Origin of the sequence: Corynebacterium sp. AOP40-9SA-29, from assembly GCF_052377405.1 — a bacterium.
Lineage (GTDB): Bacteria > Actinomycetota > Actinomycetes > Mycobacteriales > Mycobacteriaceae > Corynebacterium.
On record NZ_JBQSWR010000006.1, the window covers coordinates 1 to 11954 of the forward strand.

Sequence of the window (11954 nt, forward strand, 5' to 3'; positions counted from 1 at the left end):
TTCGTAGACAGTCATGGTTCGTGCTCCTTCTCGTCGGTGTCGATCTGCGGACCACGCTATTACCTCAAGTGCACTTGAGGTCAAGCCGGACGCGGCGCGCCGTCAGGAGAGACGGCGCGCGCCCTGCCCGGTGGCGCCCAGAGCGTCCTGCGGGTTGAGCAGAGTGCAGGCCTTCAGCGAGAGGCAGCCGCAGCCGATGCAACTGGTGAGCTCGCTTTCGAGGCGTTCGAGGCCGCGGCGCCGTTCCTCCAGCTCCTTCTTCCACCTGCGCGAGGCCACCTGCCATTCCTTGTGCGTGGGTGCCCGGTCCAACGGGACGCTGCTGAATGCGTCCTGCACGCTTTTCAGCGGGATGCCGAGGTTCTTCGCGACGCTGATGAGGGAGATCCGACGCAGCATGTGACGTGCGTAGAGGCGGTGGTTGCCGCCGGTGCGCACCGAGGCGATCAGCCCGAGGTCCTCGTAGTAGCGCAGCGCCGAGACTGCGGTGCCGGTGCGTCGGCTCGTCTCGCCGATGCTCAGGAGTTCGTCGGCGTTCGAGGTGTGGGTGTTCATGTCAGGGCCGCCTTTCGTCGCCGGAAACCTCGAGTGAGGATGAGGTTTCCCGTGCGTTCCGATGCTACGCCCGGCTGTTATGCTGCACGAATGACGTGGTTGCTGATCTTCGCCGCCCTGGTGGTCCTGCTTGTCGGCGGTGCCGTTCTCCCACGGCGCGCCGCCTACCGGGGCTTGGAACCGGAAGAACAGAAACGTCCCGGGTTTCCGTGGTTCTGGCTCGTATTCCCTCTGACGGTGTTCGCGATCGCCCTGGGGATCGCGGCCTGGCTACCGTGGACTGCCGGCACCGGGGCTGATTTCGGGTGGACGATGTACATGCCGCTGGCAGATGCCGACGAAGGCTACGGCAGTTCCTTGTTGTCGGATGCCGCTGCCGCGAATCTGCTCAGGATGCCGTGGGCGCCAATCGCCTACCCGCTGATCGCTGTGGCGGGTTTCGCGTTGTCGGTTTGGGCCTGGCGGAAGCAGCGCATATGAGTTGGGTCTTCCTGGGCAGCATCCTGGTGGTCGCAATGACTGGTGCGGTGATTCTGCCGCGGCGGGCGCGGCAGAAGGACCAGAGGAACCTGGCTTTTCCCTGGTTCTGGGTGTGCTACCCCGTGGCGGTGTTCGGGATTGTCTCCACGATCGGGATGGTCCTGGACGCGCAGTTTTCGACGATCTACAACTCGCATGAGGACCCGATCGGCCTAGCGATGCCTTATCCGGACGGCCACGGATTCCCCGGCCTGCAGTTCCTGTCAAGCGAACAGTACAGGCAGTTATTTGGGCCACTTCCAGTTGAGATCTATTTGGCCTTCTTCCCGCTCCTCGCCGTGGTGGGAGTGGTGAGCGCGGTCATCGCCTGGCGAAAGGGCAGGGTGTAGGTGGACGGTGCGATACCTATCGGCCCTCCCGCTCTCGCTGCTGCCGCCCCAGTTCTTCTAAGTACTGGCGAAGCTTCGGATCATGTACCAGGGTCCCGCTAGCTCGGCCTTTCTTTCCGTTGGGCCGGAGCGACTGAGAGGTCACGTGGTAACTCCTGCATGCCCCGCAATAGTAGGGACGACCGCCTTCCATAACGCCGCCGCTACGGTAGCCGTCGAGGTCTTTGGCGGCCTCGCGGGCAGTTCTGTAACGCTTCTTCCCAGGAGTGCGGCAGGGCCCCTTCGCTGGATGTCCCTGATGCCTGAGGCGATGCCCCTGGCTGTCGAGGTGAAACCAGCTTCCGGTACGCCGGTCATGAACTACCGGCTGGTCACAGGTCATACACGTGGGGAATGTCTCCGAATTGATCTCGTCAGTTTGCATGGCGAATAACCTACTGTCGCCTTCGGACACCGAAATATTCAGTTCGAACAAATTGTCCAACATGGCAGTTGGCGATGCCACGCAGTAGGCTTTAGTCCTCAATCTCAAGGAGCAATCACAATGACACGCGAACGCCTGTCCTTCCTGATCGTTCGCCTCCCTGTTCTCGAACTGGTGGTGGCGCTTCTCGGCGTGAGCGGTGCCGCTGGCGCTCTTTCCGGTGCTGGCGTGGATGATCGCGGACTGTGGAATACGATGTTCCTGGTGTGTGGAGCGCTATCGGCGCTACTATCCATAATCCTCGATGTGTTCGTGGATCGCTACCGACTGATAACGTCGTCGATCATTGCAGCGGTAGGCGCAGCGCTCTTGTATTACGTACTCAGTACCAGGGGAGTCGGCGCGAGTATCGGGGAGCCGGTAATAGTGGCGATCGCGGCCTCCCTGATTCTGTCCTCACTTTTCAGGGTCGCCAGGGCAGGCATTGCGTCCCTTGTGTCTCCGTAGACTCTTCGTCGGATGTAGCCCGGCGAAGATCTGCACGCTCGCGGCATAGCAGTAGCGTCAAGGGGATCACATACAGTGCGGCTACGCAGATAACCACGGCCACCGGTCCGCTGGCGCCCATGGCCGTGGCCAGAGTCATGCCGGCGATCCAGGAGCCGACGGCCGTACCGAAGTTGAAGGCCGCGGTCGCCATCGCCGAGGCCAAGGTCGGTGCCTTGTCCGCGTAGCGCACGGCCATGCCGATGAGCACTGGGTTGGTGGACATGCCGAACAGGCCGAGCAGGGCGACGAGAATGACCGTCACCAGGGCATTGTGTGAGAACAGCAGCAGGGCGACGAGCACCAGGAACGTCGTCGACGGACACTGGGGCGGCGTCGATGACGGTGAAGGGGCCGGCGTCCGCGGCGTCAGTGATGGTCAATCCGATTTCAGCGGTGCGGCAGATGGTGTCAGCGACGAGGTTGCCAGTAGTGTGCACTTCTAGGGTCCTGGTTCGGTTCAGATGATTGCTTCGCAACTCTCTTCTTGTACCGGCCAGGGCCTCTATATGTTGTGCCACATCGCAGCAGCCCCACCGTCAGCTATGCACTCCGTATCGCGAAGAGCCACATTATCCGTGGTCATGGGTGGTCCTTCTTGAGGATGACATTATACAGCGTTTTCTCTGCGTTCCAGATATAGCGCGGCGATGGTGGTATCGGAGAAAGTCCCAGTCGGAACCTCATCGCGATAAAGATAAGTATAGTTCCGAAACATAGACCTGCTACATGCTTTGAAGAGCCGTTGAGGAGTAACGATGCGGGAAGTGGCATGAGTAGAGTGGCTACCGAGTTGAAGAAAATAGCTTCTGCTATCGGTCGTCGATACTGGCAGTCCTTCTTCTCTACGTTTACTATGTATATGGTGATCGGGCATACCGCGGCGACAATCAGGATTACTGCCAATGATAATCCAGTTGCTGTCATGATCTATGGGGTACCTTCTTCTAGCCCGGATTTTTCATAGTTGTCGGGTAATGGGGGTTCAGCGTCCCCGGTGCGCTGATCAAGCGTTGATTCTACCTCAGGCGTGCCTGGCTCCCGGCCAATGCGTCCAGGGCCGGTAATGCTGGGGTCCCTCTTTGCCGGGCGCGTGTGTCAGCCCGGAAGTGGCTCGACCGTGGGTCGGCGAAGATCCGCACGCTCGCGGCGGAGCAGTAGCGTCAACGGGATCACGTACAGTGCGGCCACGCAGGTACCCACGGCCACCGGTCCGCTCGCGCCCATGGCCGTGGCCAGCGTCATCCCGGCGATCCAGGAGCCGACAGCCGTACCGAAGTTGAAAGCCGCGGTCGCCATCGCCGATGCCAACGTCGGTGCCTTGTCCGCGTAACGCACGGCCATGCCGATGAGCACTGGGTTGGTGGACATGCCGAACAAACCGAGCAGAGCGACGAGAATGACCGTCACCACTGCGTTATGCGAGAACAGCAACAGCGCGACGAGCACCAGGAACGTTGCCGCCGCGGAGAAGAACAGCAAGGCGAATGGACGACGTGCGCCGATGCTGCCACCCACGTTCGAGCCGATGAACGCCCCGATCCCGTAGCCGACGAGCACGAGTGGCACGGCGCTGGCGGGCAGTCCACTGTTGTCGGTCAACAACGGGGCGATGAAGCTGTACACCGCCAGCGAGGAACCGCAGACCACCGCGCAACCTGCGAGCACGAGCCACACGCGCCCGTCGCGCAGGGCGCGCAGTTCCGCGCGCAAGGACGGCGCCGGTGCGTCCTGCGGATCGGGCGGGACCTGACGGAAGATGATGAGTGCGCCGAGAACCGCGAGCACGGCGAGGATCCAGAAAGGGCCGCGCCAGCCGATGGTCTGGCCGGCGAAGGAACCCAATGGGACGCCGACGACGTTGGCGAGCATCCCGCCGCCGAGCACGATGCCCAACGCCTTCGACGACAGGGACGGGCCCGCAGCTTGCGCACCCACCACCGCGGCGACGGCCCAGAAGGCTCCGGTCGCGAGCGCGGTCAGGAAACGTGCCGCCAGGATCACCGGCATCAACGACGACAACGCCACGATGATGTGGCCTACCGCGAACACCAGGAGCGCGAGGGAGAGGGTCACGCGCCGCGGGAGCCGGAGCGTGAGCACCGCCATGGCCGGGGTGCCGACGATCATGCCGATGGCGAAGACGGTGATCATAAGACCGGCGTCGGAGACCGACACGTTGAGGTCCTCGGCGATCTCCGGGAGAATCCCGGCGACGATGAACTCCGTGGTGCCCATGAGGAAGACGCCCGACGCCAGGACGTAGGTGACGAACGGCAGGCGCGATTCGGTGGACGGTGGAGGAGTGGGGCTCGACATGCGGGGAGGAGGTCTTTCTGTCATGGGATGTGTGCGGGTCGCCGCAATAACCACGGGTGAGGACGACCGCCATACATCGCACCATGTTCCGCGGCCGACGAGGAGTCCAGGTTGGTGGGGGTACCGCGAGGGCCTCCCTGTGGGACGGGATGCCGTCGCTGCGCAGTCCACTGTGCGCTCGTCAGGTGCGGGGTGCCGTCGAGGATTCCTCGGGCGGATCCTCCCAGGACAGATGATGGATCTTGAACGCCTCGATGAGGCTCGGGTCATCGGGTGTGAGATCACCCGTTGAGCGTTTGGTCAGACACCGAGCAATCTCGCCATCGTCATGACGCTCGAAAACAGCCCACAGCATGTGGTCGTCTCCGTGGCGTGAGGAGTATCTGACGCCATCGAGATCGGTGGTCTGCCACAGCTGTGCAGCGACTCGCTGGGTCAATTCTCGCGGACGGGAATCCCGCAGCGCTGCAGCATCGAAATCGTCCAGGCCCAATTTCCGTGCGTCTGCGAGAAACAGAGTTCGTAGTGCCGAGATGCTCTTCGAGTGGGATACGGCGCAGAATTGGCCCGTCATCTGGGCCGTTGCCACACATCGACGCAGTGCCCAGCTTCGAGGCACTACTCCCGGGCGAGGTGTCGGATCTTTGGCGGAATCGTTGTCCTCGATGGCGTCCAGTTCTGCTGACAGTGCCGTATCCGGACGGAAGCAGGCCAAGACCTCCAATAGGCAAGCGAGAAGACTTTCACCTGCGTATACAGTGCGGAATGTGCCATCTGGATCATCCCAGCGGCCGCCGAACCGACCGCGGACGGCGTACTTCCAGGGTGCCCACGCCCAAGGATCCGGGCGGTGGCCCACGCGCCACACCGCCCGGTCCTCCTGGTGGATCGCAAGCTGTGGACGTTCGTCACTCATCGGTTCGAGAGGAACGACCGTGCCGCGGCCAAGACGGTGGGCCCGCCCTGTCCGCCGGGTGATTCCCTCAGGAACCGGGCCGGAGCCACGTCATCCAGGTGCGGATTCATACCTTGAAACCATGCCCTGGCGACACCGGGGTCCTCATGTTCAACGATGAGTTCTGCGACCTGCAGGGCATCGCGAATTCGGCGTTCGCCTGATGCCGAGGGGGCACGAACACCGGTTGCCCACTGGGTGACAGCCCTCGTCTCCTTGACTCCTCCGAGGTAGGCGACCAATTTGGCACCTAGAAGATCGCGCAGGCGCGACACAGCCCGCGGAAGGCGGCTATTGGCGCTGCCGTGCGCACGAATCTCCTCGTCGGGAGTGAGTAGAGGTTGCATGTGCCCCATTATCCTGGCCCGACGATCGAGGTGCAAGGGGTATCACACCTCAAATCACAAGAAGGATCACACTGTCGGTGGCCCTCATAGCGTCAGCATCACCTTGGTCGCACGCCGCTCGGACATCGCGGCGTAGCCCTCGGCGGCGTCCTCCATCGGCAGGGAGAGGTCGAAGACCTTGCCCGGGTTGATCTCTCGGGCCCAGATCTTGGCGATGAGCTCCGGGAGGTAGCGCCGCACCGGGGCGGGGCCACCGTGCAGGTGGACCTCGGCAAAGAAGACCTGATCCATCGGCAGGTCCACGCCTTCGTGGGCTACACCCACGAAACCAATGTGCCCGCCACCGCGGGCCGAGTGGATGGCCTGCATGAAGGACTCGCGGGTACCGACCGCCTCGATCACGCTGTGCGCGCCCAGGCCGCCGGTCAGTTCACGGACCTTCGCGACCCCGGCGTCCCCACGCTCCTCGACGATGTCGGTGGCGCCGAACTCGCGCGCCAGCGCCTGGCGCTCAGCGTGCCGCGACATCGCGATGATCCTCTCGGCACCCATCTCCTTCGCCGCCAGCACACCCATCAGGCCGACCGCGCCGTCGCCGACCACGGCGACGGTCTTGCCGGGGCCGACGGCCGCGGCGTCCGCGGCGAACCACCCGGTACCCAGGACGTCCGACGCCGCCAGGAGGGACGGAACGAGGTCCGCGTCCGGCTCGCCGGGAGTGGCCACCAGCGTGCCATCGGCGTGGGGAATCCGCGCGCGCTCGGCCTGGGTGCCGATGCCGCCGTGCACGAACTCGGCGTGGACGCACTTCGACGGGTAGCCGGACCGGCAGATCTCGCACTCGCCGCAGGAGATCACGAACGAGCCGACCACGTGGTCCCCGGGTGCCACGGTGGTCACCGCGTCGCCGACCTCCTCGACCACACCGACGTACTCGTGGCCCATGTGCAGGTGGTCGGCCGGCTCCACGCCCCGGTAGGGCCACAGGTCCGAGCCGCAGATGCAGGTCGCGGTGATGCGGATGACGGCGTCCGTCGGGTCGATGATCCGGGGGTCGTCGCGCTCGCCGACGCGGATCTGGCCGGGGGCGTCCATGATGACTGCACGCAAGGTGGTCTCCAATCGTGAAGGTTCGTGTCTTCCTTACTGTCCGTCGAGTCAACCAGTTACGGCGAGGCTGTGGGAGAGCCTGCCGGGCGGGGTACCAGCGGTACCTCCCTCAGCGGAGAGGAGGGCCCTATGCTCGGGGTATGGAGAATAAGGCGGAGGTCAAGGAGTTCCTCACCACCCGGCGAGCCAAGGTCACGCCGGGCGAGGTGGGGCTTCCGGCGGGGACGAACCGGCGCGTGCCGGGGCTACGCCGCAGCGAGGTTGCCGCGCTGGCCGGCGTCAGCGTGGAGTACTACACGAAACTGGAACGCGGCGCGGTCGCCGGTGCGTCCCCCGAGGTCTTGGAGAGCCTGGCGCGCGCCCTGCGCCTCGACGATGCCGAACGCGCCCACCTCTTCGACCTCGCCCACGCCGCCGGGCCGACGGCACGTCCCCCGAAGAGGCGCGACGGGCGCACCTGGACGCCGGGGCCTGGCCTGCAGTGGGCGCTGGACGCCGTGACCGCCGGCCCCGCCTTCGTGCGCAACGGCCGGATGGACCTGCTGGCCACGAACACCCTGGCCAAGGCGTTCTACACGCAGCTCTACGACATGCCGGGGCGTCCCGCCGGCCCGCCGAATATCGCCCGGCAGGCCTTCCTCGACGACCGGGCCCGCGACTTCTACCCGGACTGGGAGGGCATGGCCGACATCACCGTGGCGATCCTGCGCAGCGAGGCCGCGCGCGACCCCCACAACAAGGCGCTGCACGACCTCGTCGGCGAACTGTGCACCCGTAGCGACGAGTTCCGCACCCGGTGGGGAGCCCACGACGTGCGTCACCACGGCAGCGGCTTCAAGCATTTCCACCACCCGGAAGTCGGGGAGATGACCCTGGCCTACGAGGGGCTACGCATGGAGGGCGAGCGCGGGCTGACGTGGACGATCTACGCCCCCGAACCCGGCTCACCGTCTGAGGACGCCATGAAGTTGCTCGCGTCCTGGGCCGCTACCGGGGCGGCTACTGGGGCGGCCGGCGCCGAACTCGGCGACGTCACCCGTCCGCGGCACCTGAGTTGATCTCGGCGAGCGGCACCCGCGCCCGGTCCCGGAAGAGCAGCAGCATCGGGATCCCGGCGAATACGATGATCGCCACGGCGTACCACGCTGGGGCGTAAGGCGAACCGGTGACCGTCATCAGCCACGTCGCCACGAAGGGCGACAACCCGCCGAACAGCACCGTGGCGGTGTTGTAGCCGATCGCCATGCCCGAGAAACGTCCCACCGCGGTGAACTGCTCCGGGACGGCCGAAGCGGCGACCGCGCTCCAGCCCGCCGCCGGCACGGCGAGCAGCGCGCCGCCGAGTAGCGCCGTCGACCCCGTCCCGCCGCCGAGCATCATGTACGCCGGGATCGTCGTGGCCAGGATGACCACGCCGACGAGAATGAACACCGGGCGTCGTCCGAAACGGTCGGACGCCACACCGGCCAGCGGCGTCACCAGGATCGCCACCACCGCGGCGACCGTGCCCAGCCACAAGGACGTGGAACTGTCGATCGAGGCGGTGGTCTCCAGGTACGTCGGCACGTTGGTGATGTTGAGGAAGTACGCCGCCGAACCCACCGACGACACCAGGAAGGCCACCAGCACAGCACGCGGATGGGTCTTCAGCACGGTCACCAGCGGGGAGCGCGCGGTGTTCTCCGCGGTGTCCTTGACCTCGGTGAAGGTCTCCGTCTCATCCATCAGCCGGCGCATCGGCACCATCACCGCGGCGAGCAACGCACCGACGAGGAAGAGCACGCGCCACCCCCAGGCGTCCAGGTCCTCGGCGCTTAAGAAGCGCGCCATCAGGTAGCCGCCACCGACCGCCAGCAGCGAGCCGACCTCCGAGTTCGCCGCCGCCCAGCTCGCCGCCACCCCGCGGCGACCGTCTTTGGCCGACTCCATCAGGTAGACCATGATGCCGGTGTACTCCGCGCCCACGGCGAACCCGGCCACGCACCGCAGCACCAGTACCCCGATCCCGCCCCAGATCCCGATGGTGTCGAACCCGGGCATCACCGCGATGCCCGCCAACGCCACCGCCATCAGCGACGCCGAGACGATCAACGACGACTTGCGTCCGATCCTGTCACCCAGGTGCCCGAAGACCATCGCGCCGAGGGGACGGAATACGAAGCCGGCCGCCCCGAGCGCGAGGGTGAGCAGCAGGGAACCGTCGTCGCCGTTGAAGAAGGTATTCGCCAGACTCGCCGAGACGTAGAAGAAGATCGAGAAGTCGTACCACTCGACGATCGTGCCGAAGGCGGCGACGAACATCGACTGGCGGCGTCGCTGGCGGCGTCGGGTGGTGGGCACGCAGGGAACCCTTTCGGTCGGGGAAAATGTCGTGCCGACAGTACGCCCCGTGCTCATACCTGGGTATGAGGTACGGCACCCCAAACTGTCCCCGTAGATCCCCCCGCAGGTCGATGTGCCGGCAGGGGGCCGGGGAGAAGACTTGGGAACCATGATCACAGTAGAAAAGATGTCGAAGAGGTACGGCCGTTCCGGTACACCGGCCATCGAGGAACTCTCCTTCAGCGTGCCGGACGCCGCCGTCACCGGCTTCCTCGGCCCCAACGGTGCCGGCAAGTCCACCACGATGCGCTGCATGCTCGGACTCGACCGCCCCACCGCCGGGCACACCGAGTTCGACGGGCAGGAGTTCAGGAGCATCGCCGACAAGCCCGCCACCGCCGGCGCCCTGCTGGAGGCCACCTGGTTCACGCCCGGACGCAGCGGACGCTCCCACCTGAAAGTGCTGGCGCGCGGCGCGGGGATCCCCGATTCCCGCGTAGAGAAATGCCTGCAGCTGGTGGGCCTGACCGCCGCCGGGGATAAGAAGGTCGGCGGCTACTCGCTCGGCATGAAGCAGCGTCTCGGTCTCGCCGGAGCGCTGCTGGGCGACCCGGCGCACCTGGTTCTCGACGAGCCGGTCAACGGGCTCGACCCCGAGGGCGTCAGCTGGATGCGACACACCATCCGCGCCCTGGCGGGGGAGGGGCGGGCCGTGTTGGTGTCCTCCCACCTGCTCTCCGAGATGCAGCAGACCGCCGGCCGGCTGGTCGTGATCGGCAAGGGCCGCATGATCGGTGAGTACTCGATGGACGAGTTCCTCGCCGGCGGCGCCCACGTGCTCGTCGAGACCACCGACGCCCGCGCCGGGAGGACGCTGTGCTCCGCGCTGGCTACCGCCGGTTTCACCGCCGGCTACGCCGTGGGGAAGGACGCCGACCGGGCGTCCGGCTCCCGGATCACCGTGGACGTCCCCGACGGGGTCGGCGACGTGGTGGTGCGACGCGCCGTCGCCGAGACCGCCCTCACCGCGGGCGTCCTGGTCACCGGACTGCACGCGCAGAGCGAGGACCTGGAGTCGCGCTTCCTGGCAGCCACCGCCGACGCCCAGGAGTATCGGACCGACAGTGCCGACGGTACCGATAGTGCCGAGACCACCCTCCTGACCACCGGAAAGTAGAACCACCCATGAATACACTGCTCACATCCCTGCGCTCCGAGACCACCAAACTGTTCAGCGTCCGGGCCACGCTGGTGTACGCCATCTTGATGGCAGGGTCCTTGTTCGGACCAGTCGCCCTGATGGGCGTCTTCGGCGACCGCCCCGGTTTCGACTGGGCGACGATCACCTTCGGCTACCAGATCTTCCTGCTCATCGCGGTGATCTTCGCCGCCTCCTCCACCGCCGGCGACATCCGGAACCACATGCACGCCCAGGCTTTTGTGACCCAAGCAGGACGCTGGCAATGGGTGGTGGCGAAGATGCTGGTCACCGCCGTCTTCGTCGCGGTGTTCTACGTGGTGGGGGTGCTGCTGTCCCTTGGCGTCGCCGCGGTGCTGGGCTCCGGGCTCGAACTCGGTGCCGGTGCCAGTGCGGCCTATGTGCCGCTGATCAGCTCGGTGTTGTTCGCCGCGGCGAGCGTGGGCCTGGCCTGCGTGATCCGTAGTCAGGTCGGCGCGGTCGCCGTGCCCGCCGCCTGGATCCTGCTGATCGACGGCATGGTGGGCTTCGCCGCCGAACAGTTCGAGGCCTTCCGGCCCCTCGCCGCGATCGCCCCGGTCCAGCGTCAGGACCAGCTGATCAGCGGGGCCGACCAGCTCGGCCTCGGAATCGCCCCGGCGGTCTGCTACCTGATCATCATCGGCTGGTTTGTGGTCCTCGGCGGGGTCGGTCTGTGGCGTAACGCGACGGCGGACGTCCGGTAGTTTCCTTGAAGTATGCGGAACGCCCGCGCGGGGGAGGTGTGGCGTTCTATCATCGTCGGGATCCCGCACTGTACCGACCACTCCACGGAGGGCCCATGCTGAAGCCGAGTCCGCGCCAACTGAAGACCCTCCTGGGGGTCTTCCCGCCCTACCTCGGTTCGGGTATTCGCATCAACTACATCGCCAACGACGGCTCCCGGGTGATCACCTCGCACCGTCCGCGCCGTATCAACGCGAACCTGGTCGGTACCGCCTTCGGTGGCACGATCCAGACCATGACGGACGGGTTCTACCTGTTCATGGGACTGACCCGCTTGGGTGGGGCTTACAACGTGTGGGACGTGGAGTCCCACGTGGTCTACCGCAAGCCCGGCCGCGGGCGGATCGTCGCCGACATGCGGACCGACGATGAGACCTTCGACCTCATCCGGGAGAAGACCGCCGACGGCTCGAAGTACCTCCACTGGTTCGATACCGACATCACCGACGAGAAGGGCGATGTGGTCGCCAGCGTGCGCAGTCGGGTCTACTTCAGACTCAAGCCTCCGCGCAGCGAAGACTGAAAGTGCCCGGCGTGGCTTAGA

Annotated in this window: 14 protein-coding genes; 7 read left to right on the forward strand and 7 right to left on the reverse strand. The window is 65.6% G+C overall.

The features are described 5' to 3' along the window. Positions 1–102 precede the first annotated feature (102 nt). Positions 103–555: a redox-sensitive transcriptional activator SoxR gene (gene soxR, locus ACT3SZ_RS11065; protein ID WP_301443167.1), complete on the reverse strand. Its 453-nt coding sequence runs from the start codon at positions 553–555 to the stop codon at positions 103–105. Between the two features lie 90 nt (positions 556–645). Here soxR and ACT3SZ_RS11070 point away from each other — a divergent pair, with 90 nt between their 5' ends. The 3 genes from ACT3SZ_RS11070 to ACT3SZ_RS11080 all read left to right on the forward strand — a co-directional run bounded on the left by ACT3SZ_RS11070 (position 646) and on the right by ACT3SZ_RS11080 (position 2355). Further along, on the forward strand, positions 646–1035 hold the full coding sequence (locus ACT3SZ_RS11070) for a hypothetical protein (RefSeq protein ID WP_444618604.1): 390 nt from the start codon (positions 646–648) through the stop codon (positions 1033–1035). Then, a complete protein-coding gene (locus ACT3SZ_RS11075; protein WP_444618605.1) occupies positions 1032–1424 on the forward strand; it encodes a hypothetical protein in 393 nt (130 codons plus the stop codon). The genes ACT3SZ_RS11070 and ACT3SZ_RS11075 overlap by 4 nt, the downstream gene beginning before the upstream one ends. 544 nt (positions 1425–1968) lie before the next feature. After that, positions 1969–2355, forward strand: coding sequence for a hypothetical protein (locus ACT3SZ_RS11080; RefSeq protein ID WP_444618606.1), 387 nt, complete (start codon positions 1969–1971; stop codon positions 2353–2355). On the opposite strand, the gene ACT3SZ_RS11085 is transcribed toward ACT3SZ_RS11080, so the two are convergent. The 5 genes from ACT3SZ_RS11085 to ACT3SZ_RS11105 all read right to left on the reverse strand — a co-directional run bounded on the left by ACT3SZ_RS11085 (position 2312) and on the right by ACT3SZ_RS11105 (position 7125). Next, positions 2312–2659, reverse strand: a complete 348-nt coding sequence (locus ACT3SZ_RS11085; RefSeq protein WP_444618607.1) for a hypothetical protein — start codon at positions 2657–2659, stop codon at positions 2312–2314. The genes ACT3SZ_RS11080 and ACT3SZ_RS11085 overlap by 44 nt on opposite strands. A 317-nt stretch (positions 2660–2976) precedes the next feature. After that, complete coding sequence (locus ACT3SZ_RS11090) at positions 2977–3321, reverse strand: hypothetical protein (RefSeq protein ID WP_444618608.1); 345 nt, start codon at positions 3319–3321, stop codon at positions 2977–2979. Positions 3322–3492: 171 nt separating this feature from the next. Further along, the gene (locus ACT3SZ_RS11095; protein WP_444618609.1) at positions 3493–4713 is read right to left on the reverse strand and encodes an MFS transporter; all 1221 of its coding nucleotides are present in this window, start codon (positions 4711–4713) and stop codon (positions 3493–3495) included. A gap of 181 nt (positions 4714–4894) precedes the next feature. Next, positions 4895–5629 (reverse strand): RES family NAD+ phosphorylase, encoded by a 735-nt coding sequence (locus ACT3SZ_RS11100; protein WP_444618610.1) that lies wholly within the window; start codon positions 5627–5629, stop codon positions 4895–4897. Positions 5630–6099: 470 nt separating this feature from the next. Next, positions 6100–7125 carry a zinc-dependent alcohol dehydrogenase family protein gene (locus ACT3SZ_RS11105; protein ID WP_444618611.1) on the reverse strand — a complete coding sequence of 342 codons (1026 nt, stop codon included), beginning with the start codon at positions 7123–7125 and terminating at the stop codon, positions 6100–6102. 140 nt (positions 7126–7265) lie between these two features. Here ACT3SZ_RS11105 and ACT3SZ_RS11110 point away from each other — a divergent pair, with 140 nt between their 5' ends. Next, positions 7266–8183, forward strand: coding sequence for a helix-turn-helix transcriptional regulator (locus ACT3SZ_RS11110; RefSeq protein ID WP_444618612.1), 918 nt, complete (start codon positions 7266–7268; stop codon positions 8181–8183). Here the strand turns inward: ACT3SZ_RS11110 and ACT3SZ_RS11115 are convergent. Continuing rightward, the gene (locus ACT3SZ_RS11115) at positions 8158–9465 is read right to left on the reverse strand and encodes an MFS transporter (RefSeq protein ID WP_444618613.1); all 1308 of its coding nucleotides are present in this window, start codon (positions 9463–9465) and stop codon (positions 8158–8160) included. The two genes, ACT3SZ_RS11110 and ACT3SZ_RS11115, sit on opposite strands and share 26 nt — an antisense overlap. A 151-nt stretch (positions 9466–9616) precedes the next feature. Here ACT3SZ_RS11115 and ACT3SZ_RS11120 point away from each other — a divergent pair, with 151 nt between their 5' ends. The 3 genes from ACT3SZ_RS11120 to ACT3SZ_RS11130 all read left to right on the forward strand — a co-directional run bounded on the left by ACT3SZ_RS11120 (position 9617) and on the right by ACT3SZ_RS11130 (position 11933). Further along, on the forward strand, positions 9617–10624 hold the full coding sequence (locus ACT3SZ_RS11120; protein ID WP_444618614.1) for an ABC transporter ATP-binding protein: 1008 nt from the start codon (positions 9617–9619) through the stop codon (positions 10622–10624). Positions 10625–10632: 8 nt separating this feature from the next. Further along, entirely contained in the window at positions 10633–11370 is a 738-nt protein-coding gene (locus ACT3SZ_RS11125; protein ID WP_444618615.1) for an ABC transporter permease, read from the forward strand. 95 nt (positions 11371–11465) lie between these two features. After that, on the forward strand, positions 11466–11933 hold the full coding sequence (locus ACT3SZ_RS11130; protein WP_444618616.1) for a DUF4442 domain-containing protein: 468 nt from the start codon (positions 11466–11468) through the stop codon (positions 11931–11933). The last annotated feature ends 21 nt before the right edge of the window (positions 11934–11954 follow it).

Coding starts and splice junctions, on each gene's coding strand:
- soxR (WP_301443167.1), bottom strand. CDS start 555: ATGAACACCCACACCTCGAACGCCGACGAACTCCTGAGCATCGGCGAG.
- ACT3SZ_RS11070 (WP_444618604.1), top strand. CDS start 646: ATGACGTGGTTGCTGATCTTCGCCGCCCTGGTGGTCCTGCTTGTCGGC.
- ACT3SZ_RS11075 (WP_444618605.1), top strand. CDS start 1,032: ATGAGTTGGGTCTTCCTGGGCAGCATCCTGGTGGTCGCAATGACTGGT.
- ACT3SZ_RS11080 (WP_444618606.1), top strand. CDS start 1,969: ATGACACGCGAACGCCTGTCCTTCCTGATCGTTCGCCTCCCTGTTCTC.
- ACT3SZ_RS11090 (WP_444618608.1), bottom strand. CDS start 3,321: ATGACAGCAACTGGATTATCATTGGCAGTAATCCTGATTGTCGCCGCG.
- ACT3SZ_RS11095 (WP_444618609.1), bottom strand. CDS start 4,713: ATGTCGAGCCCCACTCCTCCACCGTCCACCGAATCGCGCCTGCCGTTC.
- ACT3SZ_RS11100 (WP_444618610.1), bottom strand. CDS start 5,629: ATGAGTGACGAACGTCCACAGCTTGCGATCCACCAGGAGGACCGGGCG.
- ACT3SZ_RS11110 (WP_444618612.1), top strand. CDS start 7,266: ATGGAGAATAAGGCGGAGGTCAAGGAGTTCCTCACCACCCGGCGAGCC.
- ACT3SZ_RS11120 (WP_444618614.1), top strand. CDS start 9,617: ATGATCACAGTAGAAAAGATGTCGAAGAGGTACGGCCGTTCCGGTACA.
- ACT3SZ_RS11125 (WP_444618615.1), top strand. CDS start 10,633: ATGAATACACTGCTCACATCCCTGCGCTCCGAGACCACCAAACTGTTC.
- ACT3SZ_RS11130 (WP_444618616.1), top strand. CDS start 11,466: ATGCTGAAGCCGAGTCCGCGCCAACTGAAGACCCTCCTGGGGGTCTTC.